26 protein-coding genes are annotated in these 25708 nt (G+C 60.9%); 16 read left to right on the top strand and 10 right to left on the bottom strand.

Going from position 1 to position 25708, the window contains the following annotated elements; genetic code table 11:
• Positions 1-18: 18 nt before the first annotated feature.
• A complete protein-coding gene (locus JSV08_04365) occupies positions 19-393 on the bottom strand; it encodes a hypothetical protein (GenBank protein UCF81653.1) in 375 nt (124 codons plus the stop codon).
• An 18-nt stretch (positions 394-411) separates the two neighbouring features.
• On the bottom strand, positions 412-2265 hold the full coding sequence (locus JSV08_04360; protein ID UCF81652.1) for an HD domain-containing protein: 1854 nt from the start codon (positions 2263-2265) through the stop codon (positions 412-414).
• A gap of 148 nt (positions 2266-2413) precedes the next feature.
• Here JSV08_04360 and JSV08_04355 point away from each other — a divergent pair, with 148 nt between their 5' ends.
• From JSV08_04355 to JSV08_04340, 4 genes are all read left to right on the top strand, one after another.
• Positions 2414-2860 (top strand): cyclic nucleotide-binding domain-containing protein, encoded by a 447-nt coding sequence (locus JSV08_04355; protein UCF81651.1) that lies wholly within the window; start codon positions 2414-2416, stop codon positions 2858-2860.
• Between the two features lie 135 nt (positions 2861-2995).
• Positions 2996-5056 (top strand): excinuclease ABC subunit UvrB, encoded by a 2061-nt coding sequence (gene uvrB, locus JSV08_04350; GenBank protein ID UCF81831.1) that lies wholly within the window; start codon positions 2996-2998, stop codon positions 5054-5056.
• A 332-nt stretch (positions 5057-5388) separates the two neighbouring features.
• The gene (locus JSV08_04345) at positions 5389-5967 is read left to right on the top strand and encodes an FkbM family methyltransferase (protein ID UCF81650.1); all 579 of its coding nucleotides are present in this window, start codon (positions 5389-5391) and stop codon (positions 5965-5967) included.
• A gap of 72 nt (positions 5968-6039) precedes the next feature.
• Positions 6040-6771 (top strand): ABC transporter ATP-binding protein, encoded by a 732-nt coding sequence (locus tag JSV08_04340; GenBank protein UCF81649.1) that lies wholly within the window; start codon positions 6040-6042, stop codon positions 6769-6771.
• Here the strand turns inward: JSV08_04340 and JSV08_04335 are convergent.
• Positions 6768-8219 (bottom strand): menaquinone biosynthesis decarboxylase, encoded by a 1452-nt coding sequence (locus tag JSV08_04335; GenBank protein UCF81648.1) that lies wholly within the window; start codon positions 8217-8219, stop codon positions 6768-6770. The genes JSV08_04340 and JSV08_04335 overlap by 4 nt on opposite strands.
• A gap of 128 nt (positions 8220-8347) precedes the next feature.
• Between JSV08_04335 and JSV08_04330 the strand changes: the two genes are divergently transcribed.
• The 7 genes from JSV08_04330 (at position 8348) to JSV08_04300 (ending at position 16341) form a co-directional block, all read left to right on the top strand.
• Positions 8348-8656 carry a winged helix-turn-helix transcriptional regulator gene (locus tag JSV08_04330; GenBank protein ID UCF81647.1) on the top strand — a complete coding sequence of 103 codons (309 nt, stop codon included), beginning with the start codon at positions 8348-8350 and terminating at the stop codon, positions 8654-8656.
• A 19-nt stretch (positions 8657-8675) separates the two neighbouring features.
• Complete coding sequence (locus JSV08_04325) at positions 8676-9983, top strand: permease (protein UCF81646.1); 1308 nt, start codon at positions 8676-8678, stop codon at positions 9981-9983.
• A gap of 49 nt (positions 9984-10032) precedes the next feature.
• Entirely contained in the window at positions 10033-10266 is a 234-nt protein-coding gene (locus JSV08_04320; protein UCF81645.1) for a TM0996/MTH895 family glutaredoxin-like protein, read from the top strand.
• A gap of 112 nt (positions 10267-10378) precedes the next feature.
• Complete coding sequence (locus JSV08_04315) at positions 10379-11122, top strand: hypothetical protein (GenBank protein UCF81644.1); 744 nt, start codon at positions 10379-10381, stop codon at positions 11120-11122.
• A gap of 1 nt (position 11123) precedes the next feature.
• Positions 11124-11825 (top strand): sulfite exporter TauE/SafE family protein, encoded by a 702-nt coding sequence (locus tag JSV08_04310; protein UCF81643.1) that lies wholly within the window; start codon positions 11124-11126, stop codon positions 11823-11825.
• 110 nt (positions 11826-11935) lie between these two features.
• Positions 11936-13282 (top strand): 23S rRNA (uracil(1939)-C(5))-methyltransferase RlmD, encoded by a 1347-nt coding sequence (gene rlmD / locus JSV08_04305; GenBank protein ID UCF81642.1) that lies wholly within the window; start codon positions 11936-11938, stop codon positions 13280-13282.
• A 104-nt stretch (positions 13283-13386) separates the two neighbouring features.
• Entirely contained in the window at positions 13387-16341 is a 2955-nt protein-coding gene (locus JSV08_04300) for a hypothetical protein (GenBank protein UCF81641.1), read from the top strand.
• Positions 16342-16459: 118 nt separating this feature from the next.
• Here JSV08_04300 and JSV08_04295 read toward each other — a convergent pair whose 3' ends face one another.
• From JSV08_04295 to JSV08_04265, 7 genes are all read right to left on the bottom strand, one after another.
• Positions 16460-16942, bottom strand: coding sequence for a chemotaxis protein CheD (locus JSV08_04295; GenBank protein UCF81640.1), 483 nt, complete (start codon positions 16940-16942; stop codon positions 16460-16462).
• A complete protein-coding gene (locus JSV08_04290) occupies positions 16942-17574 on the bottom strand; it encodes a chemotaxis protein CheC (GenBank protein UCF81639.1) in 633 nt (210 codons plus the stop codon). The genes JSV08_04295 and JSV08_04290 overlap by 1 nt, the downstream gene beginning before the upstream one ends.
• The gene (locus tag JSV08_04285; protein ID UCF81638.1) at positions 17571-19565 is read right to left on the bottom strand and encodes a chemotaxis protein CheA; all 1995 of its coding nucleotides are present in this window, start codon (positions 19563-19565) and stop codon (positions 17571-17573) included. Before JSV08_04285 ends, JSV08_04290 begins: the two co-directional genes overlap by 4 nt.
• A 119-nt stretch (positions 19566-19684) precedes the next feature.
• On the bottom strand, positions 19685-20053 hold the full coding sequence (locus JSV08_04280; protein UCF81637.1) for a response regulator: 369 nt from the start codon (positions 20051-20053) through the stop codon (positions 19685-19687).
• Positions 20054-20077: 24 nt separating this feature from the next.
• Positions 20078-20617 carry a chemotaxis protein CheW gene (locus tag JSV08_04275; GenBank protein ID UCF81636.1) on the bottom strand — a complete coding sequence of 180 codons (540 nt, stop codon included), beginning with the start codon at positions 20615-20617 and terminating at the stop codon, positions 20078-20080.
• Between the two features lie 2 nt (positions 20618-20619).
• Positions 20620-21993: a methyl-accepting chemotaxis protein gene (locus JSV08_04270; GenBank protein UCF81635.1), complete on the bottom strand. Its 1374-nt coding sequence runs from the start codon at positions 21991-21993 to the stop codon at positions 20620-20622.
• Positions 21983-22888, bottom strand: a complete 906-nt coding sequence (locus JSV08_04265; protein ID UCF81634.1) for a protein-glutamate O-methyltransferase CheR — start codon at positions 22886-22888, stop codon at positions 21983-21985. The genes JSV08_04270 and JSV08_04265 overlap by 11 nt, the downstream gene beginning before the upstream one ends.
• A gap of 182 nt (positions 22889-23070) precedes the next feature.
• Here JSV08_04265 and ndhC point away from each other — a divergent pair, with 182 nt between their 5' ends.
• The 5 genes from ndhC to JSV08_04240 are packed head-to-tail and all read left to right on the top strand — an operon-like array spanning position 23071 to position 25708.
• On the top strand, positions 23071-23454 hold the full coding sequence (gene ndhC / locus JSV08_04260; GenBank protein UCF81633.1) for an NADH-quinone oxidoreductase subunit A: 384 nt from the start codon (positions 23071-23073) through the stop codon (positions 23452-23454).
• A gap of 26 nt (positions 23455-23480) precedes the next feature.
• Positions 23481-23960, top strand: a complete 480-nt coding sequence (locus tag JSV08_04255; GenBank protein ID UCF81632.1) for an NADH-quinone oxidoreductase subunit B — start codon at positions 23481-23483, stop codon at positions 23958-23960.
• 41 nt (positions 23961-24001) lie between these two features.
• Positions 24002-24412: a four helix bundle protein gene (locus tag JSV08_04250; protein UCF81631.1), complete on the top strand. Its 411-nt coding sequence runs from the start codon at positions 24002-24004 to the stop codon at positions 24410-24412.
• 14 nt (positions 24413-24426) lie between these two features.
• On the top strand, positions 24427-25044 hold the full coding sequence (locus JSV08_04245; GenBank protein UCF81630.1) for an NADH-quinone oxidoreductase subunit C: 618 nt from the start codon (positions 24427-24429) through the stop codon (positions 25042-25044).
• Between the two features lie 4 nt (positions 25045-25048).
• Positions 25049-25708 (top strand): hypothetical protein, encoded by a 660-nt coding sequence (locus JSV08_04240; protein ID UCF81629.1) that lies wholly within the window; start codon positions 25049-25051, stop codon positions 25706-25708.

The following is a 25708-nucleotide window of genomic DNA, read 5'->3' as shown; positions in this document are numbered from 1 at the left end:
GGCGTTTTTCTTTTAATGCTAAGACCGCTCGATGCGGATGAGGCGCTCGCGGGCGATGTTTTTGAGCGAGCGCGCGTCGCCGAGAACGCGGCCCACCACGTTCACCTCGCTCGCCGGAACGGGATCGTCGCCCGTGCTCGCGGGCGTGGGACCGAAGAAAATGGCCAGCGCCTCGCCCGGCGGCCAGTAACCGATGTCGCCGACCTTGACCTCGAGCGTCGCCGTGTCGTCGGCGGACTGGCGGACGGGGACGCTAAAATAGAATTCATCGCCCCACGTGCTGATTGAGGCTTCGATGGGAAGCGCCTCGGCGACGGCCCTGGCGCATGGGGTGTCGGAAAGCTCGGCGTCCAACGTTACCGATCCCACGACGACGCGGATTGGTGTCGGCATTGTTTTTTTCAGTGCTTTCTACTTGTTGGTAGGCGCGGCGGCGCTTGGCGTGGAGGCGGGCTTGGCGGCGCCGGACCCGCCTTCACCCTCGCTCTGCTCGAAAACGGAATCGCGCATTCCCTCCTTGATGTCACCCGCGCGATAGGCTTTCACCAGGGCCTCCACCACTTTGGGATCATACTTCGAGCCGCGCAGCTCGTAAATTTTGGCCGTCGCGTAATCGAGCGTAAACGCTTTCTGGTAGGGGCGCTCCGTCGTCATGGCGTCGAACGTGTCGGCCACGGCGATGATGCGGGCGATGAGGGGAATGTTATCGCCGCTTACCCCAGTGGGATAGCCGCCTCCGCTGTAGCGCTCATGGTGGTAGCGGATGGCGCCCACAACGTCCCGGAGGGGCTCGATTTGCGCCATGATGCGCGCCCCTTTTTCCGGGTGCTGCTTCATGATTTCGAACTCTTCGTCGTCGAGCTGGGAAGTCTTTCCCAGAATGGCGTCCTCGATGCCGATTTTTCCCACGTCATGAAGAAGGGCCCCGATGCGCACGCGCTTCAGTTGCTCGGCATCGAAGCCCAGGTGCTTAGCGATGGCCATGGAGTAGCGGGTGACGCGCTCGGAGTGGCCGCTCGTATAGGGGTCCTTTGCGTCGATGGCCGCCGTGAGCACGCGGATGGTTCCCATGAACATCTTTTGGTTTTCTTCGGACATGCGTGTTAAGCGCTCGATGGAAGCCTCCATGTCCGACGCCATTTTATTGAAGGTGTCGGCCAGGACGCCGATTTCGTTTCGGGCGCGCACGGAGACGCGCGTGGAGAAATCCCCCGACGCAATCCGCCGCGCGCTTTCCGTGAGGCTTCGAAGCGGGTTCGTCAGATAGCGCGCCAAAAGCGCCGAGGCCACGACGGCAATCCCGAGCACGGCGAGGCTGATGTGGAGGGCGGCTCGGCGCATGTCGCGAATGGCGGCGTAGGCTCTTGCCTGCTCGATTTCGACCAGAATGCCCCAGCCCAGCGCCGGAATCGTGGTGAACGTGCCGACCATCGGCTCCTTGGAGATGTCGGGTTGATCCGGACCCTCGCGGCGAACCGCGCGCTCAAAGGGGATCGTGGTCGATGCGCGTGTATTGGGGGAGCGCCGCATGGCTTCAAGGAACGACTCCAGCAGGGGATGGCCGGGCGGCAACTCGGACGCGCCGCTCCGCAGCGCGGTGGTCACGAGGGCGCGCCCCTCGTGATCCACGATGTGGAGGGTGAAGCCCGACGTCAGCGCGCGCTGTTTGGCGGCTTGGACGATGCTTTCGAGGCTTACCACGGTGGCGAGCGCTCCGACCTTTCGCTCACGGATATGAAGCGGGAAGCCCATAATGAGAATGGGCGTCAGGTCTTGTTCCAGGAAAAACGGCTTACTCACGAAGGTGCGGTCCTGTTGCGCCTCCCGGCTGGCTTGAAGGATCTCCTTCTCAAGAGGCGGGCTGAGCGTTTCAAAGAGCGTGGCGTCCCAGGACCTTTCCTCAAGATTGGAGAGACGAATGTAAAGCATATCGCGTCCCAGATACCTCTGGAGGAACTTGGTCTGGGCCGCTTTGTCGAACATGCTGCGTGCGCCGACCACCTCGCCGCCCCACTCAAAGGCCGTGTTGATTTGCTCCACCTGGGCCTCTATGCGGTCGAAAAAAAGCTCGATCTCGCTTGACAGGGAGGACGCCGCAAGCATCTGGTACTCCTTCAAGTTGAGTTGCAGGGAATCTTTATTGATCGTGACCAGTCGCCATGTCGCGTACGCCAGCGGCACCATGGCCACCAGCACCATCATGCCGAGCAGCGAATAGACGAGTTTGCTCCAGCGAGAAACTTTTATCGGCTCTTCCTGTAACACGCCACTTTCCTTGCTTTATGTTATTTTTTTATGGTAGTCATAAAGGGCGAAAAAAGCAACTCCGACCCGGTGCGCGGAGCCGCTTTTCGGGGGAGACGGGACCGCTCGCATTTACTTTTTCGATGCAAAGGATTATCATGGGTTCGCCATGGTTGAAGATACCCGACTGCTGAAGCAGATGAATCTCTTTAAGGATTTTTCCGCACTGGAAATGGTGCAGATCTCGCGCGTCGTGACGTACCAGAAAGTCAAGCGCGGGGATGAGGTCGTGGTGGAGGACACGCAGGCCGGCGCGCTCTACATCATCAAGTCGGGAACCTTTGCGGTGACGAAGGAGATCAACGGCGACCGGAAGCTTTTGGGCACCCTCGGCCGCGGCGATCACTTCGGAGAGGTTTCTCTTATCGACCACAAGCCCCGCTCCGCCACCGTCACGGCCACCGAGGACGGTGGTCTTCTTAAGATCAGCAAAAAGGATTTTGAGGAACTTCTCAAGCAGGACGCCAAATTGGAGAAAAAGCTCTACGGCGCGTTCCTCCTGGACCTTTGCCAGAAGCTGCGCCGTACGAACGACTACTACATTCTGGCGCTTTAATCGGGCGCGGCATCTTTTGACGAGGAATGCTGTTCTGCTGACTTGTCCCGCAGAGCGAGGATCCTTGACCCCGCCATGGCGGGATGGGGATTTGCGCAGGCAAGTAACGGCGGAGCCGTTCCTTTCTCGCCTTCTATCATGAACTTCCGCCTCCATGCGCCCTATGGTCCCTGCGGGGACCAGCCGCAGGCCATTCAGGACCTTGCGGAAGGCATCCGTGAAGGGCGGCGCGACCAGGTTCTCCTCGGCGTCACCGGCTCCGGAAAAACCTACACCATAGCCAAGATTGTGGAGGCGGTGAACCGCTCCACCCTCGTGATCGCCCACAACAAGACGCTCGCGGCGCAGCTCTTTCAGGAATTCAAGGAATTCTTTCCCGAAAACGCCGTCGAGTATTTCGTCTCCTACTACGACTACTACCAGCCTGAGGCCTATCTTCCCGTGACGGACACCTACATCGAGAAAGACGCGCGCATCAACGAGGACATCGACCGCCTTCGCCACTCGGCTACCCGCTCGGTGTACGAGCGCCGCGACGTGCTCATCGTCGCGAGCGTTTCCTGCATCTACGGACTGGGCTCTCCGGAGTCTTACTACGCCCAGCGCCACCTCGTGCAGGTCGGACAGAAGATGGGGCGCGAGGAGTTTTTGAATCTTCTCGTCTCGCTCCAGTACAGCCGCCAGGACGCCTTCCTCGAGCGCGGCTCCTTCCGGGCGCGCGGGGATACGGTGGAGGTGCTTCCCTCCTACGGAGACGCGGCGTATCGGCTTGAGTTTTTCGGGAGCGAGCTGGACGCCATTGCCCGCGTGGATCCCCTGAGCGGTCGGCGCATGGAAAACGTGGAAAGAATTTCCATTTATCCGAAAACGCATTACGTCACGGGGCCCCATGGGCTGGACGACGCCCTGGCTTCCATCCGCCTCGAGCTCGGCCTGCGCCTCGAGGAGCTGCGCCGTCAGGAGAAAGCGCTCGAAGCGGAGCGCCTCGAACGGCGCACCCTCTACGACCTCGAAATGCTGCAGGAGCTCCAATACTGCCACGGCATCGAGAACTATTCGAGGCATTTCGACGGACGTGCGCCCGGAGAGCCGCCGTATACGCTTCTCGATTATCTCCCCGAAGACTTTCTTCTCATCGTGGACGAGAGCCACCAGAGCCTGCCCCAGCTGCGGGGCATGTTCGAGGGCGACCGCTCCCGCAAAAGCGTCCTGGTCGAGCACGGGTTCCGCCTGCCTTCGGCGCTTGACAACCGCCCCCTTCGCTTCAAGGAGTTCGAGCGCAAGCGCGGCCAGACCGTCTTCGTCTCCGCCACGCCCGGGCCATACGAATTGAAGCTGACGAAGGGTGAATTTGCCGAGCAGGTCATACGCCCGACGGGCCTGATGGATCCCGAGATCGAGGTGCGCCCCGTCGAGCGCCAGGTGGACGACCTTCTCCACGAGGTGCGCGAGCGCGTGAGACGGAAAGAGCGCGTTCTCGTCACCACGCTCACGAAGAGGATGGCCGAGGAGCTCAAGCGCTACTACGAGAACGTGGGGGTCAGGGTGAAATACCTGCATTCGGAAGTGGACACGCTGGAGAGGGTGGAGATTCTGCGGGGCCTGCGAAAGGGGGACTTTGACGTGCTCGTCGGCGTGAATCTTCTTCGCGAGGGACTGGATCTGCCCGAGGTTTCCCTCGTGGCCGTCTTCGACGCCGACAAGGAGGGTTTTCTCCGCTCCACGACGGCGCTCATCCAGACGGCGGGGCGCGCGGCGCGCAACGTGCGCGGCAAGGTTCTTCTGTACGCCTCGACCGTGACGCGCTCCATGCGGGACGCGATGGAGGAAACCACGCGCCGCCGCCGCAAGCAGCTGGCGTACAACCGGGAGCACGGCATCACGCCGCGCTCGATCGAGAAGCCCGTCTCGGAGGTGCTGGGGAGCGCCGCCGCCACGGATTATTACAAGCTCCCGCCGCCCCTGGAACGCCCGGCGCGGAAACGGAGGGGGCGCGCCGCCGCGTCCGTTCGGGAAAAGCCTGCCCCGAGCCCTGAAGAGGGGGCGGCCGCCTACGGGGACACGCAGGGCGCCGAGAAAGAGCTCGGCCGCCTGGAGCGCGAGATGCGCGCCTGCGCGGAGCGCCTGGAGTTCGAAAAGGCCGCCGCCATCCGCGACCAGATCAAGGCTCTGAAGGCGCAGGTCATGTTTGCCTAGCGCCGCGCCGGCGGTTGACCCCCGTTCGACCGCGGCGTTATGATGACGCGATGCCGCCCAGGGTTCCCGTACTTCACCGTGCCGTCGGCTGGTTGAGTCGCTGCCTTCCCGAGGCGTGGCGGCTCGGCGTTTATCGCGTCCCGTGGCTGGCGGGTGCTTTGCGTGTCTTGCTCACGCGCTTCGCACCCGCCGGGGAAGTGCTCGTGACCGTCCAGGGAGGAACTCTGAAGGGGTGCACACTTTGGGTGGATCTTCGCCGCGAGAAACACTATTGGCTGGGAACGTATGAGGCCCCGATGCAAAACGTCCTTTGCGAATATGTGAGATCGGGAATGGTGGCTTACGATGTCGGCGCCCACGTGGGCTTTTTCTCCCTTCTGCTCGGAAGATTGACTGGACCCGGGGGCAAGGTGTTTTCCTTTGAGCCCCTTGCGGAAAATTACGACCGCCTGTGCAAGCAACTGCAGGCCAATCCCTCGATGAGCCACGTGACGGCCGTGCCTTGCGCCGTGTCCGACTCCGAGGGCGATGCGGCCTTCGCGCGCCATGCGAGCACGGCCATGGGGCGGCTGGGCGACAAGGACGAGCGTTTCCTCGATGCGGTGACGGTGTCAACCATCACGCTGGACCGGTTCGTCTACGAGCAGGGGCATCCCGCTCCGGACTTCCTCAAGATGGATATCGAGGGAGGGGAAGGCAAGGCGCTTAAAGGAATGAAGCGTCTGCTGAAAAAGTCCTCGCCCACGATGGTCATCGAGATCCATGGCCCGGCTGCGGGACAAGAGGTTTGGCCCGTCTTGAGATCGGAAAACTATCGAGTCTTTCGCCTCGGGGACGTTCGAACGGAGATAGATTCCGCCGCGGATTTTTCGTCGGGTCATTACATGGTGCAACGGAGCCCCCGAACATGAGATTCTCTAACGGAGCCATGTACCTTCAAGAAGCAATGTTTCTCCAGGCGGGGGCGGCGGAGATTTTCTGAGATGCTCGTTCTAGATAACGTCAGCAAGCGCTACGGCAACCTCGAGGCCGTCTCCAATCTTTCGCTTCACATCAAGGAAGGAGAGTTTTTCGGCTTCCTGGGCCCCAACGGGGCGGGCAAGACGACGACGGTGCGCATGCTCGCGGGCCTGGCGCGGCCCACGGCGGGGCGGGTTCTCGTGTGCGGCCACGACATGGCGCGCGAGACCATCGAGGCCAAGCGCCTCATCGGGCTCGTTCCCGACCGGCCGTTTCTTTACACGCGCCTTCGCGGCGAGGAATTTCTGAACTTCGCCGCCGACCTCTACGGCGTGGACGGCGCCGAGCGCAGGGAGCGCATCGAGCATTTTCTGAAATTATTCCGCCTCAGGGACTGGCGGCACGAGCTCATTGAAGCCTATTCACACGGGATGCGGCAGAAGCTGGTCTTCGCCGCGGCGCTTCTTCACCGGCCGAGGGCGCTCGTGGTGGACGAGCCGCTCGTGGGGCTCGACCCGGAGGGCATCACCATCGTGAAGCGACTCATGGGCGAGCACTGCGAGCGGGGCGGCACGGTCTTCATGAGCACGCATTCCCTCGAGGTCGTCGAGGCGCTCTGCTCCCGCATCGGCATCATCCATCACGGAAAACTCATCGCCGAAGGCACCGTCGCCGAGGTGAAGGCCCTCGCTAAAGCGCCCTCGCCCGCACTCGAAAGCGCGTTCCTGACGCTCACGCGGGAAGAGGCCGATTAGTCGAGCTTAATCCCCAGCTTCTCCCACATCGCGTCCACCTTCTTCTTGACCTCGTCGCTCATCTTGATGAGCGGCGGCCAGGGGCGGTCGAAGCCCTCTGAAGAAAGCTTCGTCGTGCAGTCGAGGCCCATCTTGCCGCCGTAGTTGGGCAGAACGGACGCATGGTCGAGGACGTCCACGGGGCCCTCGACGAGCACCAGGTCGCGCTTGGGGTCGAAGGAGCTCGTCGCGCGCCACGTCACCTCCGTCCAGTCCTCGACGTTCACGTCCTCGTCCACGACGACGACGATCTTTTGGAACATCATCTGCCCCAGGCCCCAGAGCGCGTGCATCACCTTCTTCGCGTGCCCCGGGTACTGCTTCCTGATGCTGACGACGGCCAGGTTGTGGAAGGCGCCCTCGCAGGGAAGAGCCATGTCCACGATCTCGGGCAGGAGCATGCGGATGGCCGGAAGTAGAAGCCGCACCGAGGCGTAGCCCATCCACTTGTCCTCCATCGGCGGCGCGCCCACGATGGTCGATGGGTAGATGGGGTCGCGGCGGTGCGTGATGCAGGTGACGTGGAAGGCCGGGTAGTCGTCCTCGAGCGAGTAGAAGCCCCGGTGGTCGCCGAAGGGGCCTTCCTTCACGAGCGGCTCGTTCGGGTCGATGACGCCCTCGACGACGAAGTCCGAGTCGGCGGGCACCTCGACGTCTATGGTTTTGCACTTGACCATCTCGACGGCGCGTTTTCTGAGGAAGCCGGCGAAGATCATCTCGTCGAACGGGTCCGGGAGCGGCGCCGACGCCGAAAACATCTCCGCCGGGTCGCCGCCCATGGCGACGGCCGCCTCGATGCGCTCGCCGCGCTCCTTCGCCCGCCGCCAGTGCCGCGCGCCGCCCTTGTGGAGCTGCCAGTGCATAGCGCACGTCTTCTTGTCGAGCACCTGCACGCGGTACATCCCGACGTTCCGCATGCCAGTGTCCGGGTCCTTGGAGAAGACTTCGGTCATCGCGAGGTAGCGCCCGCCGTCGAGCGGCCAGCACTGGGGGACTGGCATCACGAAGAGGTCCGGCTCGTCGTGGACCACGTCCTGCGAGGCGCCGCGCTTGACGAGCTTCGGCGGGTACGAGCCGAGCTCCGAGAGGAGGGGAAGCATTTTTAATTTTTCCAAGAATCCTTCGGGCGGCTGGAGTTTCATCAGGCCCTCGATGCGTTTCGCCGCCTCCTCGATGTCCTCCACTCCGAGCGCCCACGACATGCGTTTCCTCGAGCCGAACGTGTTGATGAGGAGCGGGAAGGAGGAGCCTTCGACGTTCTCGAAGAGGAGCGCCGGGCCTTCGCGCTTCATCACGCGGTCGGCGATCTCGGTGATTTCGAGGACGGGGCTGACGCGCTCGCGGACGCGGACGAGCTCGCCTTTGGATTCAAGGAATTCGACGAAGGCGCGAAGGCTCTCGTAGGGCATAGAGAACTATCATAGCGGAGAAGGGTGGGGGAGGCAAAGCTCTTTCATTTTCAGCCGCGTCCGCCGCCGTGCCGGGTTTTTGAAGGGGGGGGTTGACATTATTTTGCAATTTGGTAAAATATACAGATATGGGCAACTCGAGAAAGCGTAAGATCACTTCCCGCTACGAAGCGCGCGTCAAGGTGGCGAAGGCCCTTGCCCACCCCTCGCGTCTTCTGATACTGGATACGCTCTCCCGGAGGGAGCGCTGCGTGTACGAGCTGCGTGACCTTGTGGGCGACGATATTTCTACCGTGTCGCGTCACCTTTCGGTTCTCCGGGAAGCCGGCATCGTCGAGAACGAGAAGCGCGGCCTCCAGGTGTACTACAGCCTGCTGACGCCCTGTGTTCTTGACATTTTCCGGTGCATTGACGCGACCCTTCGTGCGAAGAAATAACGCAGGGTAGATGGAGAGCATGAACAGAGAGCTGAAAATCCTGGGCGCTTTCCTCGGCGTGTTTCTCGCCGCTTACTTCATGCCCCTTTCAACCCCGAAGGTCACGGGCGCCATCATCGAGGCGTTCAAGCTCCTTCAGTGGTATGTGCGCAATCACACGCTTACTTGCGTCGTGCCGGCACTCTTCATCGCGGGAGCGGTTGTCACGTTCCTGTCGAAAGAGTCGGTGATGCGTTATTTGGGGCCGACATCGAACAAGGTGCTCGCCTATTCCGTTGCATCGGTTTCCGGGGCGGTTTTGGCGGTCTGTTCGTGCAGCGTTTTGCCGGTTTTTGCGGGGATTTATCGCCTGGGAGCGGGACTCGGTCCGGCATGCGCCTTCCTTTACTCGGGCCCCGCCATAAACGTCTTGGCCATCTTTCTTACCGCGCGCATTTTGGGATTCTCAATCGGGCTGGGAAGGGCGGTAGGCGCCGTCGCCTTCGCTTTCCTCATCGGACTGTTCATGGCCGCGGTGTTCCGCAGGGAGGAACGCCTTCCCTCACAGATCCTAGCGGCGCCGCCCGAAGCTCCTAAGCGCCGCGCTCTCTGGAAAACCGCCCTTTTCTTTTCCGCCATGACGGCTTTTTTGGTCTTTAGCGACTGGTACAACCCGGGCAACGTTATCGTGCACAAGAGCGACGGCGCACGGTTCCGCGCCGTTGTCCTGCAGGAGATGCGCGACGAAATCGTGTTTCAGCTGGAGGAGCCCTTTGGAGGATACGAGGCGGGAGCTCACATCACCGTTCCGAAGCAAGCTCTCGCCGAGGTGGAGGAAGTAGAGGCGTGGGTGATCAGGATATTTCATCTTAAGTGGTACTTGGCGGCGCTTATGGGCCTTGCGGTGCTCGGCATGGCTCACCGGTGGTTTGCCCGGGACGAGGTTAGAGACTGGATGCAAAACACATGGGAGTTTACAAAAATCCTGGTTCCTCTTTTGTTTGGCGGCGTGTTCGTCGTCGGTTTCGTGACGCCGTTCCTCCCGCCCGCTTACGTCGCCGGTTTTGTGGGAGACAACGGCTGGGGCGCCAACCTCGCGGCCTCCGTCATCGGAGCCTTTTGGTATTTTGCGACGCTGACGGAAATTCCCATCACACAGGCGCTCATGAAACTGGGCATGCACTCGGGGCCGGTCATTGCGTTGCTTTTGGCGGGTCCGGCGCTCTCGCTTCCCAACCTGCTGGTCATTACGAAAGTGATGGGATGGAAAAAGACGGCGGTTTTTTGCGCGGCGATCGTCATCGTCGCCGCCGTAAGCGGAAAGCTCTTCGGCGCTTTCCTCGGATAACACCATGGCACGGCCTTGTAAAAACATTTAACAGGAAAGGAGACGCCCCATGAAGAAACTGACGATTTTGGGCCCGGGCTGCCCAAACTGCAAAAAGTTGGCTCAGAACACGGAAGAGGCCGCCAAAGCGCTCGGCATCGAGTATGAAATTGTCAAAGTCAGCGACATCATTGCCATACTCAAATTCGGCGTCATGACAACGCCGGCCCTTGTGGTGGACGGCGAGGTCAAGGTCGTGGGAAGAGTCCCATCACCGGATGAGATTAAGACCATGCTCGGTTGACCGATTGGCGGCCGAATACGGAATTGAAAGCCGTACAACACACTGGAGATCGCATGACATGAACCCGAAAACCATCGCCACTGCCGTCCTTTTACTTTTCGTAGGGGCAAGCGTGGCATACCTTGCAGTCACAGAAATTCGCCAGCGCGCGGTCACCGCTCCGGTCTCACAGCCCGCCGTCCCCCAGGAGGATGCAGCGACGGAGGCGGGCAGTGGTCAAGAGACAGAAGCCCCCCAGCGCACGGCCACCGCTCCAGCCACTCAGCCCGCCGTTCCTGAGGAGGATGCAGCGGCGGAGGCGGGCAGCGGGCAAGAGCCGGAAGCTCCCCGGCGCACGGCCACCGCTCCGGTTTCTCAGTCCGCCGTTTCCCAGGAGGGTGCGGCGACGGAGGCGGACAGCGGCCAAGAGCCGGAAGCTCCCCAGAGCGCAATCACTGCTCCGGCCTCTCAGTCCGCCGTTCCCCTGGAGGGTGCGGCGAAGGAGGCGGGCAGTGACCAAAAGCCGGACGCGAGCGAAACTCCATCCACGGTGATTGCCTACTATTTCCACGGGACCAGGCGCTGCAAGACCTGCCTGACCATCGAAGCGTACGCGGACGAGTCCCTGAAAGCCGGATTCCCTCAGGAGCTCGAAACCGGAAGGCTCACGTGGCGGGCGCTTAATGTGGAGGAGCCCGAGAACGAGCACTTCGTCCGGGATTTCGAGCTGGCAACCCGCTCCGTCGTTCTTGTGGAAGTGAAGAACGGGAAAACGGAAAAATGGAAGAGTCTGGATAAGGTATGGAAGCTTGTTGGCGACAAAGAGGCGTTTGTCGCCTATATCCAGAAAGAGACGGCAGATTACCTGGGACTGTAAAGTGGGCGATTTCTTTCTTGGTGCGGCCCTGGCGTTCTGGCTGGGCATTTTGACGTCAATCAGCCCGTGCCCCCTTGCGACGAACCTGGCGGCGGTTTCATTTATCGGAAGACGGGTCGAAAGTCCCCGCCGCGTTTTGGTGGCCGGTTGTTTGTATACGCTGGGAAGAACCTTCGTTTACGTGATGCTGGCGGCGCTTTTGGTGTTGGCTGTCCTCTCGGTTCCCTCCGTGTCGCATGCGCTTCAAAAACATATGAACAAGCTCTTGGGGCCTCTTCTCATCCTCGTGGGCATGTATTTGCTCGAGCTCTTGCAGATGAATTTGGGAGGCGGGTGGGGCGGGAGGATGGGGGCGAAGCTGCAGAGCCGCTTTGAGCGTGTGGGCACGGGAGGTGCGGCTTTGCTGGGAATGGTGTTCGCGCTTTCCTTTTGCCCGATTTCAGCGGCCCTGTTTTTTGGAAGCCTCGTCCCTCTAGCCGCGAAATTCGGCTCCGTCATCGTTCTGCCTTTCCTCTATGGAGTGGGGACGGCGCTTCCGGCGGCTGTGTTTGCTTTCCTGCTCGCGTTCGGCGTCCATAGGGTCGGAAAGGCTTTTAATAGTCTGGTCCAGTTTGAGCGCTGGGCCCGCCGGATTACGGGCGTGTTGTTTATTGGAATAGGGATTTACTTTTCGCTCGTGTACATTTTTCGCGTCCCGCTGTAAGGGAGCGACGCGGCGGCCCGGCCAGCCGTGCCGGGCGTTTTGTTTCACGCCGGCGCTGGAAATTCGGCTCGGCACGCTCTATGATTTCACCTGGAGCGTAATTTTTTCTTATGACCACGGAACCCGAGAATATTTCCCCTGAGAAGTCCGCCGCGCCTGTGCTCGAAGAGGGCGCGCGCGTTCGCCTGACGATTGAAAAGCTCGTTGAGGGCGGCGCGGGCATAGGCCGCCTGGACGGCCGCGTCGTCTTCGTGGACCGGGCGCTTGCGGGCGAGGAGGTCGAGGTCGAAATTTTTCAAGTGAAGCGCCGCTTCGCGCGCGGCCGCGCGGTGCGCGTCCTGCGCGAGTCTCCCGAGCGCGTCGAGCCGCCATGCCCCCACTTCCTCGAAGGATGCGGCGGCTGCCAGTGGCAGAACCTCTCCTACGAGGCGCAGCTCCGGGCGAAAGTCGAAATGCTCCGGGAGACTCTCGTGCGCATCGGTCAATTCCAAAAATTTCCCATGCGCGACGCCGTTCCCGCCCCGCGCACACTCGACTACCGCAACAAGTTCGGCTTCACGCAGGACCGCGGCGTCTTCGGCATGCATTTTCTCAATTCCCACCGCGTCATCCCAGTGGAGCGGTGCCTGATTCAGGAGCCGCTCTTGCAGGAGATTTTCGTCATCCTCGGAAGCCACTACCCCCTTCTTCTCCGCAGCGTGCAGGGCGAGGGAACGGTTCGTGAAGTGTTCGTGCGGGGAAGCGGCGCCACGCGGGAGTTCCTCGTCGTCCTGCGAACCGACCGGACGGCGAAGCTCACCGCGGAGGGCCTTGCGCCGTGGCTCGAGGCGCTTCCCGCGTCCGTGGTGGGCGTCATCCACGACGCGGGAAAACAAAAGAACGTGCTTCGGGGCCGCGACTTCTACTGGGACGAAGTGGCCGGCATGCGGTTTCGTTTCACGCACGGGAGTTTCGAGCAATCGAACCGCGAGCAATCCGAGGCGTTGCTGAAGACGGTGCTCGACGGGCTCCCCGAGGCAGCGCACCAGCCCGCGGACGTGTATTGCGGCGCCGGGTTTCTCACGCTTCCCCTCGCGAAGCGTTTCGGCCGTGCCGTCGGCATCGAGCGCAGCGCCGCGGCGACCGAGGACGCGCGGGTGAGCGCGAAAGAGAACGCCGTCCCGGGCGCGGCGTTCCTCGAGGGTGACGTGGACGAGCACCTCGACGCGCTCACCGATTCGGACGTCGTCGTGGTCGATCCGCCGCGCGCTGGACTCACGCCCCGCCTCTGCGCACGCCTCCTCAAGCTCCGGCCCCCGCACCTCGCCTACGTCTCCTGCAACCCCGCCACGCTCGCGCGGGACCTTCGCGCGCTCGTGGACGGCGGCTACCGCCTCGCGAGCCTCACGCCCATCGACATGTTCCCGCAGACCTACCACGTGGAGACCGTGGCGCACCTGCGGAGCGGCGGTTCTTGAGGCGCCCCACAGTGGATTCGCCGCTTTTCAAAGCCACCGGTTTTCGGTGGTTTGGGTATTTGATTTCCAGAGGAGAGAGCGTATCTTATAAGAAGGGATTTACCATGAATTGCAAGGGTGTCCTCGTGTTCCTGGCAGCAGCGCTGTGGACTTTTTTCGGTCCCCCGCTTGCGGCACAGTGCACGGCGGACGCGTACGAGGAGGACGACGCGTGCATTCCCTCGAAGACGGTCATCCACGGCGGCGACACCCAATCTCACAATTTCTGTCAAGATGCCGAGGACTGGCTGAAGTTCAACGCCTGCGCGGGGCGCTCTTACACGATTGACGCAGTTCCCATTGGCCCGCTTGCGGACGTTGCCTTAGAGCTTTACGACACGGACTGCGCGTCGCTTCTTGATTCGAATTACGGCGGCGCCCCGGGAGCACCGGCCTCCATCATGTGGACGGCCCCGGCGGGCGGGACGTATCACATCAAGGTGCGGCAGTTCGACGCGACCTTCGGCGACAACCGCAATTACGATTTGACGCTTACGGGGGATACGTCGCCATGTGCTACGTGGATGCGCACCTACGGCGGGGCAAGAGACGACACCGTGTTTTCCATGCAGCAAACTTCGGACGGCGGTTTCATCGCGACGGGGCGGTCAAACTCTTCCGGCACAGGCGATGACGATTGCTGGGTTTTGAAACTGGACGCATCGGGAAACATCGAATGGCAAAAAACCTACGGCGGCGCCGACTTTGATGCTGGATATTCCGTCCAGCAGACCTCGGACGGCGGTTTTGTCGTGGGAGGAGAGACGCAGTCCTTTGGCGCGGGGGGTAGCGAGTTCTGGGTTCTGAAGCTGGACGCCTCTGGCGCCGCGGAGTGGCAGAAGGCGTATGGCGGCGCTTCGGACGATTATTTATGGCTTGTGCAACAGACCTCGGACGACGGCTTCGTCATGGCCGGGGTTACCCATTCCTTCGGCGCGGGCGGCGCGGACGCCTGGGTCCTGAAGCTGTACGACTCGGGAAGCATCGAATGGCAATACACCTACGGCAACACGGATTCCGACTATGCTCTGTCCGTCCAGCAAACCTCGGACGACGGGTATGTCGTGGGGGGGCACACGTGGTCCTTCGGGGAGGGCGATAATGACTTCTGGATTCTCAAATTGTACGACACGGGAGACATCGAGTGGCAAAGAGCCTACGGCGGCCTTTCCGAAGACTGGGGCTACTTCGCCCAGCAAACCTCGGACGACGGTTTTGTCATCACGGGGGAAACGAAGTCCTTCGGCGCAGGGGGTAGCGATTTATGGATTTTAAAGTTGAACGATTCAGGCAATATAATCCAATGGGAGAATAGGTACGGCGATTTGAGCGACGATGCCGGCTGGAGGATTCGACAGACTTCGGACGGCGGTTTTATCGCGGGAGGAGACACGCAGTCCTTTGGCGCGGGGGGCAGGGATTTCTGGACCTTGAAGCTGGACGCCTCGGGCGGCATCCAATGGGAAAGGGCCCACGGCGGTGCAGCGGAGGATATAATCTGGTCTCCGCGTGAGGCCACGGACGGTGGATTCGCGTCGGCGGGCTGGGTCTATTCGTTCGGCGCGGGACTGCAGGACGGTTGGATTCTGAAGCTGGACTCAAACGGGAATACCGACCCCTCCTGCACGTTCGTCGCTGAAACGACGGCCGATGTAACCCCCACCGCGGCTGCCATCGCCATCACCGACGTAACGCCGGTGGAGGACCCCACCGTGACGGTGACGGATACTTCCGTGGGGGGCGCGGATTCCGCCGCAGTGATTAACATGCAGTGCACCAGCACCCCGTACCTGGAATACGACTCGCTTTCGTCCACCGACTGCGGAAATGGAGACAGCGTCGTGGACCCCGGGGAAACCATCACTCTTGACGTCACGGTGCAGAATGTCGGCGTCAATAACGCATCTAAGGTAAGTGGAGCGCTTTCCACCGCAACCCCGGGGATAGCGATACCCGCAAACAGCGCCTCGTTTCCCGATATTTCCGTGGGACTCACTGGAACGTCGCTCACGCCGTTTCAATTTGTCGTGAGCTCGGGCGTATCCTGCGGAACGCCCATTGATTTCACACTGGCCCTTTCCTACGAAGACGGTGGCGGGAGCCCTTTTTCAAACCCCATAGTGTTTCAGGTGCGAGTGGGAAGCGGCACGCCCCTTTCCCTCCTTTCAGAGAACTTCGAAGCGGGCCTTCCGGGAACGTGGACGGTCATAAACGGCGGAACCAATATGTTCTGCGGTGACGAGGTGTGCATGTGGACGGATCTGGACCCCTGCTCCCTCGGCGCGCTTCCCGGTACGCACATGATTGTGAATAGCGACTGCGCCGGCCCCATGGACATGGACGAGCAGCTCATCACGCCGCCCATAGACTGCAGCTCGTCGAAGACGGTGGAGCTTCAGTTCGAGCACGATTTCGTCGATTGGGACTTCGAGGTGGCCGAGGTGAAGGTGCGGAGTGCGAACACGGGGGGCGCCTGGGTTACGAGAGCGAAGTATACCAAAGCGCCCGCGTCGGGCACGGTGGTTCTGGACATCACCGCGGAAGCGGCGGGCGTGCCGGACCTGGAGGTGAACTGGCATTATTACAACGCCAATTGGGAGATGCACTGGGCGGTAGATGAGGTAGACGTAAAGGGCATGATGTTCGATTGCAGCCCGGCGGTGTGCGGATGCGGCGCGCTGCCCGACGAGCCGTCCTCTTCCGGCATGCCGGAGCCGTTGGTCATTCCCGCGCCGACGGAGAATAAAGTCATCGTCGAGAACGTGACGGACGAAACGGGCTACGTCGTCTACGAAGGCGCCATCGGCGCGTGGGACACGCCCGCGCGCTCGTGCCTGTCGGGAGGGGCTGTAGAGGATTTGGGCGCGACGGTGCGGATTAACCACGCGATGGACCCCGGTGACCGCTGGGTGGTGGTATCGGCGGCGAGTGGCTGCGGGGAGTCGAGCTGCGGCGCGGACAGCGATGGAGCGGGGCGCAGCATCCGGCCCGGCTGGCCCGCCACGGGACCGTGCCCGTAAGAAGCCGTTGGTCGTTAGCCTTTGGCCGTTGGCGAGCGGAATCCATTTTTTCTAATTTCCAGTCGCCAACTACCAACTGCCAACGGCTTGTCCCGACGATGTCGGGGCTGGCCCCTGCTTATAGCGTAGTGACGGGGCCGCGAATCGTGTGCACCCCAATCTTGCCGCTCGCCGTATCCACCACCAGCGAGCGCCCCTGGCGGCCTCCCGTATCGTGAGCCACCAGTTCGATGTTGTGGGCCGCCAAGGCTTCATGGGCGGCGTGGATGTTTTGCTCGCCGATGGTCATATGTTCCTCGCGCGAGTCGAAGTGGAACATGCGCGCCCCGCCGGCCATCTTGGCGCGCACGTGACGCCGCTCGCCGCCCCGGCGCTCGATTTCCTCGAGCATGTAGCGCAGGGCGCTTTCGACGTATTTTCCGGGGCGCTCTTTCATTTTTTTCTCCGGGCCCGACGGGAGAAGCACATGGGCGGCGGCCGCAATCTTTTTCCGGTCCTCGTACAAAAAAATTCCAAGGCATGAGCCGAGCCCCTGCATGACGAGGCGCGTCGGCTCGTCCGTTACGACGACCGTGCCGATTTCGACGGTAATCGACTCCATTACCACTTCATCTTCGCCATGGCGCCCAGAATCACCTCGAGCGACTGGGGATCGGGAATGAGGAAAAAGTGCCCCTGCACCTCCTTCGACATCTCGAGGAATTCGGTCTCGACGAGGAGCGCCGTGTCGCCCACTTGTCCGAGCTCGATAAAGAGGGCGTCGAGCACGGCGCCCGCCATGTCGTAGGCAAGACCCGGCACCGAGGGCACGAGATTAATTGTGAGCGCCTGACTCAGCGTGCTCAGGAACGCGCCTGCCAGAATGTTCCCGATCTCCTTGAGGATCGACTCCTGCATTGTCTCAAGGCGAAGCTCCTCGCGGAACACCTTTTCCTCGGGTGCCTTGCCGGTGAGGGAGCCGATGAGGGCCGCTGAGCTTTCCTGGGGAAGCACAAGCAGGACGTTCCCTTTCGTGTCGCCGTAGATGCGCATGAAAAGGCCCACGACGAGCGCCTCCGCGCCGCCTACCGTAACCGGCACGTCTTTGAAAGGAAGCGATCGAACCGAGGGCACCTCAAGCGTAATGGCCCTGCCGAGCATCTGCGATAGGGCCGTGGCGGCGTGGCCCGCGCCGATGTTACTCAGCTCGCGCAGGGCGTCCAGTTCAACGGGAGAAAGTTCGCGATAACTCATGCGGCTCCTTGCGTGTGGGTGAGGAGGTTTTCCACGTCTACAATAAGCGCCAGACGCCCGTCTCCGAACACGGTGCAGCCCGAATACTGACGCAGTTCTTCAAGCGGCGTGTGCAGAGGCTTCACGACGATTTCCGCAGTCCCTTCGATGCTGTCCACGACGAGGGCAACCAAGCGCTTGCCCCGCTGCACCACAAGGCACGGGAACTCCTTCTTGGCCAGTGCGCCGTCTTGGGATATGCCGAGGAGCTGTGCAAAGGCATGCACCTCAACGGGCTGTCTTCGCCACCAAAATACCGTTTGGCTCTGCGCTTTTTGAAGAGCACTGCGCTCCACTCGGATGGTGCGGTGCACCTGATGAAGCGGCACGGCGTAGGCCTCACCCTGCACCTCCACCAGGAAGGCGCTCAGGATGCTCATGGTAGGAGGAAGCACAAAGCGAACCGTCGTTCCCCGGCCCCGCTCGGAGGCAAGATGCAAGTGACCCCCGAGAGTTTCCACCTTGGTGCGCACGGCATCGAGCCCCACGCCGCGGCCCGAAAGGGCCGAGATCTCGGAGCGGATGCTGAAGCCCGGCAACGTGCACAAGAGAAGCGTCTCTTCCACCGAGAGCGCGGCGGCGCGCTTTGCGTCCATGTAGCCGCGCTCGACGGCCGCCGCCTTGATTTTTTCGGGGTCCATCCCCCCGCCGTCGTCTTGGACGGTGATTTCCACGGCGTCGCCCCGGCGCGCAAGCGCAACGCGGATCATGCCCTGGGCGGGCTTTTTCGCCGCCCGGCGCTCCTCCGCCGAATCGATGCCATGGTCCACGGCGTTTCGGAGCACATGGGTCAGGGGCCCGAGAATCTCGTCAAGGACGGAGCGGTCGAGCGCCACGTCCTGGCCCTCGATCTCGAGGCGCACGTCCTTGCTGCACTGCCGCGCGGCGTCGCGCACCACCCGCTCGAGGCGCGGCACGAGCGTCTCAAACGGCATCATGCGAAGCGCCACGATCTCTTCGTAGAATTCGCGAATAAGCGATTTCAAGCGCTCGAGGCGCCCGAGAACACGGGTGGTGGAACCCGCTTCGGCTGCCGCCTCGAGGCGGCCATGGTGGACGATGAACTCGCTCGCGCAATTAAAAAAGTAATCGAGGTGCTTGATGGGAATGCGCACCGTGGCATCTGCCGTCTCCGCCTTGGCCGCGGGCTCGCGCGCGGGAGCCTCTTCGGCTTCCACGTCGGCCACGACGAGTTGTTCGTCCTCGATCCGGTATTCCGCAATGGATGAAAACCCCAAGAAGGCGCTTTCAAAGGCGGCGCGGGAATGCGTGCTTGCGACATGAAGCGTCATCTCCCCGGAAAACTTGCCGGCCATGACGAGGTCAAGCGAAGGGGACGCTTCCAACACGGCGGTGCTGAGCGCTTCGAGCCCCTTGTAGGCGACCATGGCGCGCGCCGCGGGAAGCGGGTCGGTGGGCTCGACTTTAAACGTAATGCGGTAGCGCGAGCCTTCGGCGGCGGTCGGTTCCGAAGCGCCCTCGTCCGGAGCGGAGGCCGCCGGAGGGGAAGGAATCGGTTCTTCGCCCGGCGCTTCCTGCCCGGCCACAGCTTCGGCTTCCGAAACAGAAGGCGCTGCGCCGGAAGCCTCCCTTTCAAGCGCCTCCAGGAGGGCGGCGGCGCCGGTTTGCGGCTGCCCTGTTTGTGAAACTTCGTCGAGGGAATTGGCGATGAAATCCACCGCCTCGTAGGCCGCGCTCAGTATGGTTTCGGAAGGCTGCTGGCGCTCCTCCTTCGCTTTTTGGAAAAGATCCTCCAGCCGGTGCGTGAGCGAGGCCATCTCGTCGAAACCCATGGCGCTCGCCATGCCCTTGAGGGTATGGACGTCTCGGAAGAATTCCTGCACGGCGCTCTCGTCGAACCCTTCCGAGCGGAGGCGCCCGAGCGCCTCGGCCATCTTCGCCGTAAGCTCGCGCGCCTCGTCCACGAAGAGGGCGATGTATTTTTCGTCCATTTCAAAAATCCTCGTCGAGAATCAAAAGATAGAGTGTGCGGGAGTGACGAGTCGCGAAAAAAATCTCACGAACCCCATAACCCTTCAACTCGCCCGACGGTCGCCATTGGCCGTTCCTCCTACTTGCTCAAAACGCCTTGAATTACCTTGAGCACCTTCTCGGCCGAAAACGGTTTCACGACGAAATCCTTGGCACCCGAAGCAAGCGATTCCATAATGAGCGGCTCCTGCCCGAGGGCGCTGCACATGACAATCTTAACCGAGGGGGTCACCTTCATGATTTGCTTCGTGGCCTCGATGCCGTCCATGTTGGGCATGACGATGTCCATGGTGATCAGGTCGGGGCTGAGTTCTTTGGCAAACTTTACGGCCTCCTCGCCGTCTGTCGCCTCGCCCACGACTTCAAAATCGCCTGCATTAAGAAGAACGTCCTTCAGGATGGCGCGCATGAACATTGCGTCGTCCACGATGAGCACTTTCGTCGGCATAAATTTCCGTTTCTCCTGCGGTGGTCAGCGTTTGAAGCTCTCGACGATGCGCAAGCGCGCGTAGGCCGCGACGCGCTCGCCCGAGAGGATGTTGTAAAGCCGGCCCTCGTGTTCCAGCACGCCCCGAATCCACGGCGCCCGCTTGTCTCCGGCGCGCTCCTCGGAGGCAGAAAAGTCTTCGAGAATCTTGGCCTTCGGGTGGCGAAACGTGCCGACCTCGGACGGAAGTCGAAGCCCCAGGTGCAAGTAGGGTTCATGAAACACCAGCACCTGATTCTTCAGGGTGGCGCCGTTTGAGCCGTTCGGTTTCTCTGGGCGCTCCGGCGAGGGGCGGAAGAACAAATCGATCACCGTGACAATACGCCCCCGCAGATCCATGATGCCATTAACAGGAGAAGCGGCTCCGGGAACGGCGCGCAAATTTTCGAGCTCACAGATTTCCGAGGCCTCCGCAACCGGGGCGGCGTAGCGCTCGCCCCCTCCTTCAAACCAGAGGAAGACTCCCTCCGAAGACCCGGAGAGCACGGGGGGCGAGGAATCGAAAGACCGGCTGGAAGCGGGCATGCTTACGAGGCCGCCTGCTCCTTTTCCTTGGCCTGGCGGCGGCTTTCGATGGAAGAAACTTCCGCTTCTCCAGATTTTTCTTCTTTCTCTTCTGCTTTTTCTTCTTCCGCAGGCATGGACACCACCCCGGCTCCCTCGCTCAGATGGAATGTGGAGACAACCTCCTTGAGGCGGTCGGAGAGGCGCGCAAGGCCCTGGGCCGCCCTCGCCATCTCGTCCATGGAGGCGGTAATCTGCTGTCCCGCGGCCGAGGCCTCCTGGGTGCTCGAAGCATTCTCCTCGGCGATGCGCGATATCTCGTCAATGGACTCGACCATCCTGTTCGCGCCCTCGCTCTGCTCATGGGTGAGGGTGGAAATTTCCTCGACCATCTTGACGGTCGTCGCGACGCTTTCGACGATGGCATCGAGCTTATGGCCGACATCGCCCACGGCCTCGCTTCCGCCCGAGGCCGCCTGGGTGCTTTCGGTCATGGCGCCGAGAACGACCTCGCTCTCCTTGTTGATGGACTGGGCGAGTTCGGAAATCTGGGAGGCGAAGTTGCGTGCGTTTTGGGCGAGCTTGCGAATCTCCTCGGCCACCACCGCAAAGCCGCGTCCGTGCTCCCCCGCACGGGCGGCCTCGATCGTGGCGTTGAGCGCGAGGAGGTGCGTCTGCTGGGCGATGGAGGTAATCATCTCGACGGCGCTGTTGATGTCGAGCGCCCGCGCGCGGAACCCCTCCACAAGCGCCGAGGCTTTCTCAATCGCTTCGACGACGCGGAAGATCTCGGCGATGGCGTGCTTGGCCGAATCGCCGCCCTCCGTGGCTTTCTTCGTCGCGCTCTCTCCCGCGCCTGCGGCCGTGGAGGATTTCTCCGCCACGTCCTTCACCGACTGCGCGAGCCCTTTCGTGATGTTGGACGCCTTCACGACCATCTCGGCCTGCGTTTCGGCGCCGCGGGAGATGTTGACGACGTTGGCGGCGATTTCCTCCGTCGAGGCGTTCATCTCCTCGGAGGTCGCCGAAAGGTTCTGCGCCGCTTTAAAGATTTCATCCGACGTGTGCTGGACGCTTCCGACGAGCTGGATCAGATTGTCCACCATGAGATCGAAGCTTTCGGCCAAGTCTCCAATTTCGTCGTTCGCGCGCACCTCGGACTTGCGGGTGAGGTCGCCCTGGCTGATGACGCGCGTCGCGGTCACGAGGCGCTTGATCTTCAGCGTAAAATAGAAAGAAAGGGCTGTACCTGCGACCGTGGCGACGAGAATGTTCACGGAAAACACAAGCGTTAAGCCCTGTCCTACGTCCAACCACTTCGGCAGATACAGCGCAGCCCACGTGGCCATGAGAGCGATGAACAGATAGCTGATGACGAGCTTTAATTTAATGGGCATGACTTTCCTCCTCGCTGAAAGGGTGTTTTTGAAAGATGTTGGCCTCGGCCGAAACGCACTGAAGCTCCTTTCGAGCGGGGCCTATGAGCCGTTCCACCTGCCCCAGCACCAGGAAGCCACCGGGACGCAGGCTCGCCGCCAAGTTCCTTAAAATTTTTTCCTGCAAAGGCACCGTGAAATACATCAGGGTATTGCGGCATAGGATCACGTCGAAATCCTTCTGTTCGAAGGGAGTGAGCACGTTGTGCCGCTCGAAGGAGATGTGGGACTTTAGAGCCGATTTGATGACGAAGCGTCCGCCGCGGCTGTTGGGGGAGCGGAAATACAGCGTTTTCCACGTCTCGGGAATCCCCTGCACCTTCTCTGCCGGATACGCGCCCAGCACCGCCGTCTCCAAGGCGCGGAAATCGACGTCGGTCGCCACGATGCGGTAGTCGGTGACGAAGGAGCAATCACGCAGCACATCCTCGGCGAGCATCGCAAGCGAATAGACCTCCTCGCCCGAGGCGCAGCCGGCGGACCACATCCGCAGGGGACGCTTGGGCGAGGGCAGAATGTTCCGGACGAGGCAGGACAGAAAGCGGCTTTTGAGAATCTCGAAGACATGGGCGTCGCGCAGGAATTCCGTGACGTTGATGGTCAGCTCCTCAAGGCAGCGGGGGAACTCCTCGGCGTGGGTCTGAAGGTACTCGAAATACGCCGCGTGGTCCGGAAGATTCAGCGCGCGCTCCCGCACACCGATGCGGCGCAGGAGATAGCGCTTCTTGTAAGGACCGATGTCAACGCCGCTGTAGGCAAGAATGACATCGTGCATCTTTTCCAGAAAAACTTCATCCTGCGGGGTAACGGACTCGCCGCTCACGTCGTTAGGGATTCGGTCCTCGCCTATGTCCATTTTTTAAGCATAACGGGATAGCTAGGCCTTGTCAACGGCGAGGAGCCCCCAAACCCCGACATGGACAACGTGAAAGAGCAGTTTTTTGGTCTTCGGAGCTTGATTCTCCGTTTCGGCGGAGGGGCTTTCACCTTGACACTGCCCCGCGCGAAAGCTATGCTGAATCCTGGAAAAACACGCCTATGACCGGCAGCTACATCCCCGTCGCGCTGTTTCTGATGGTGGCCGTGGGCTTCGGCATCGTGACGCTTTTCATCGCGCGCTTTTTCCGCGCCTCGAGCCCCGGCCGCGTCAAGCTGCAAGCCTACGAGTGCGGCATCCAGGCGAAGGGCGACGCGCACGGCAGGGTTTCCATTCACTACTACGTCATCGCCGTCCTGTTTCTCATCTTCGACGTGGAGACGATTTTTCTCTTTCCCTGGGCCGTCAAGTTCGACGCCCTCGCCCTCTTCGGCCTCGTCGAGATGGCGCTCTTTATCGCCATCCTGCTTCTAGGTTACGCCTACGCCTGGCGCAAGGGCGCGCTCGAGTGGATTTTCTCGGACGAGGAGTTCGGCAGACTCTGACCCACTAATCACCACCCACTACCCCCGTGAGCATCTTAGAAAGAAAATTCAACGAAACGGTCATCACGACGACGGTGGATTCTCTTTTCAACTGGTCGCGCAAATCGGCGCTCTGGCCGATGACGCTCGGCCTGGCGTGTTGCGCCATCGAGATGATGGCCACCGGGGCCTCGCGCTTCGACATGGACCGCTTCGGCGCGGGCATCTTCCGCGCCACCCCCCGCCAGAGCGACCTCATGATCGTCGCGGGCACCGTGACCTACAAGATGGCGCCCGCCATCAAGCGCCTCTACGACCAGATGCCCTCCCCGAAGTGGGTCATCTCGATGGGCGCGTGCTCCAACACGGGCGGCCCCTACCCCGCATACAGCGTCCTGCAGGGCATCGACAAGATAGTCCCCGTGGACGTCTACATCGCGGGCTGCCCACCCCGGCCCGAGGCGCTTCTCTACGGCGTGATTAAGTTGCAGGAGAAGATCAAGAAGATGAAGGTTTTAAGAAAATAACCGATGACCAATGACCGATTACCGATGAAAGAAGCGTAAAAGTGGCCTTTTATAACCGCTTTGAGGACATGCCGATATGGCAACTTGCAAAGGCCGTAGCGGTGGACATTTACCGGCTGACGTCTAGAGGGGCCTTTTCCAAAGACTTTGCGATCCGCGATCAAGTGCGGCGCGCCTCCCTTTCTATTTCCAGCAACATCGCCGAGGGATTTGAATGCGGCACACGGAAGGAATTTATACGCTATCTTCACATCGCTAGGGCCTCCGCCGGCGAAGTCCGAAGCCAACTCGAAATTGCCAAAGAGCTTGACTACATCACGGAAACTCAACGTAAGGAAATTGCCTCACAGCTGGAGAGCGTGGCACGTCAAATTACGGCATTCATCCAGACCTTGAAGAAAAACGAATTGCCCTCTTCGCAGGTTTTTAAATCGGTCATCGGTCATCGATAATCGGTCATTAAATAATGAGCGACGAAAAACCTCCCGTTCCACCTACAGGGCCCCCAAAGACGGAAGCTGCGCCGCCGCCTCCCAATCCCGCCGACGAGCATGCCTTCACGAAGCGCGTGAAGGAGAAATTTCCAGACGCCGTCGTGGAAGGAAAACTCTGCCGCGACGATTTGTTTCTCACCGTAAAGAAGTATTCGCTTTTGGAAATTTGCCGCTTCCTGAGGGACGATCCCGCGCTCAATTTCAATTACCTGTCCTTCATCGCGGGCGCTCACTACCCCAAGCGCGCGGACGCGCCGCTCGAGTGCGTCTACGGACTCTACAGCGTCGGCAAGTGGCACAGCATCTACCTGCGCGTCCACACGAAGGAGGACGAGCCGATTCCCTCGGTCACGGGCGTCTGGCCCGCCGCGGACTGGAACGAGCGCGAGGCGTACGACCTGTACGGGATCCGCTTCGAGGGCCATCCCGGGCTCAAGCGCATTCTTTTGCCCGAGTGGTGGGACGGCTACCCGCTGAGGAAGGATTACCCCATGGTCGGCCCCGACGAGGACGGCGTCATCGACACCGTCTTGAAAGAATCCGCCGGCGACGAGGACTTCGGCCCGGGGGCCGGAAGCAGGGGGTGGTGAGGGCATGTCTATTAGGCGTTTCACGGGTTCTTGCTGCTTACTAGCCGCTCTCGTCTTATCCGCGGATCACAACCTGCATGCTAAGGCCATATGGCATTCTCTTAAGGAACTTGCTCAGCAGGCTGATGTTATTGTGAAGGCCAAGGTTGAGAGTATTGAAACATCGGAAACTTCTGAAGAGTTGTGGGGATTTATTACGCACATTAAGATTGCCACGGCCAATGTGGAACGCGTTTTTAAAGGAAACGTAAAGCAAAAGGAAAAAGTAAGATTCATCGCTTCTCCCACATGGACTTGTGACAATAGCACGGCAATTGAAGGCGAAACCGTCGTCTTGTTTCTAGAACAAGTTAAGCGCGAACGGAAGAAAGAAGATGGTGATTTTGGCCGTTTTTGGAAAGCCCTTTTTTCTATTTGGGGAGAAGATAGGGAAATACTCTATCAAATCGTAGGATCCGGCCAGGGACGGATGGAGTATGGCCTGGTGGAAGGAAAACCGATGATCCGCCTGCAAACACGGCCCGACTCCTATGAAGATCCTCCCGTCGTTACCGTGAAAGAAAGTCAAGAATTATATGGAAAACAGGCTCCCATAGATGTTATGTATCTCGACGAGAATGAGTTGGCTCGTTCCGTTGGCTCGTTCCGTAAATTTTTTCTGTAA

Source organism: Acidobacteriota bacterium (assembly GCA_020349885.1).
Lineage (GTDB): Bacteria > Acidobacteriota.
This window is presented reverse-complemented; position numbering and strand designations above follow the sequence as displayed.

Bases quoted from the DNA above. Each gene is read 5' to 3' on its own strand.
- JSV08_04365 (UCF81653.1), bottom strand. From the start codon at position 393: ATGCCGACACCAATCCGCGTCGTCGTGGGATCGGTAACGTTGGACGCC.
- JSV08_04355 (UCF81651.1), top strand. From the start codon at position 2,414: ATGGTTGAAGATACCCGACTGCTGAAGCAGATGAATCTCTTTAAGGAT.
- JSV08_04345 (UCF81650.1), top strand. From the start codon at position 5,389: ATGGTGGCTTACGATGTCGGCGCCCACGTGGGCTTTTTCTCCCTTCTG.
- JSV08_04340 (UCF81649.1), top strand. From the start codon at position 6,040: ATGCTCGTTCTAGATAACGTCAGCAAGCGCTACGGCAACCTCGAGGCC.
- JSV08_04335 (UCF81648.1), bottom strand. From the start codon at position 8,219: ATGCCCTACGAGAGCCTTCGCGCCTTCGTCGAATTCCTTGAATCCAAA.
- JSV08_04330 (UCF81647.1), top strand. From the start codon at position 8,348: ATGGGCAACTCGAGAAAGCGTAAGATCACTTCCCGCTACGAAGCGCGC.
- JSV08_04325 (UCF81646.1), top strand. From the start codon at position 8,676: ATGAACAGAGAGCTGAAAATCCTGGGCGCTTTCCTCGGCGTGTTTCTC.
- JSV08_04320 (UCF81645.1), top strand. From the start codon at position 10,033: ATGAAGAAACTGACGATTTTGGGCCCGGGCTGCCCAAACTGCAAAAAG.
- rlmD (UCF81642.1), top strand. From the start codon at position 11,936: ATGACCACGGAACCCGAGAATATTTCCCCTGAGAAGTCCGCCGCGCCT.
- JSV08_04300 (UCF81641.1), top strand. From the start codon at position 13,387: ATGAATTGCAAGGGTGTCCTCGTGTTCCTGGCAGCAGCGCTGTGGACT.
- JSV08_04295 (UCF81640.1), bottom strand. From the start codon at position 16,942: ATGGAGTCGATTACCGTCGAAATCGGCACGGTCGTCGTAACGGACGAG.
- JSV08_04290 (UCF81639.1), bottom strand. From the start codon at position 17,574: ATGAGTTATCGCGAACTTTCTCCCGTTGAACTGGACGCCCTGCGCGAG.
- JSV08_04285 (UCF81638.1), bottom strand. From the start codon at position 19,565: ATGGACGAAAAATACATCGCCCTCTTCGTGGACGAGGCGCGCGAGCTT.
- JSV08_04280 (UCF81637.1), bottom strand. From the start codon at position 20,053: ATGCCGACGAAAGTGCTCATCGTGGACGACGCAATGTTCATGCGCGCC.
- JSV08_04275 (UCF81636.1), bottom strand. From the start codon at position 20,617: ATGCCCGCTTCCAGCCGGTCTTTCGATTCCTCGCCCCCCGTGCTCTCC.
- JSV08_04270 (UCF81635.1), bottom strand. From the start codon at position 21,993: ATGCCCATTAAATTAAAGCTCGTCATCAGCTATCTGTTCATCGCTCTC.
- JSV08_04265 (UCF81634.1), bottom strand. From the start codon at position 22,888: ATGGACATAGGCGAGGACCGAATCCCTAACGACGTGAGCGGCGAGTCC.
- ndhC (UCF81633.1), top strand. From the start codon at position 23,071: ATGACCGGCAGCTACATCCCCGTCGCGCTGTTTCTGATGGTGGCCGTG.
- JSV08_04245 (UCF81630.1), top strand. From the start codon at position 24,427: ATGAGCGACGAAAAACCTCCCGTTCCACCTACAGGGCCCCCAAAGACG.
- JSV08_04240 (UCF81629.1), top strand. From the start codon at position 25,049: ATGTCTATTAGGCGTTTCACGGGTTCTTGCTGCTTACTAGCCGCTCTC.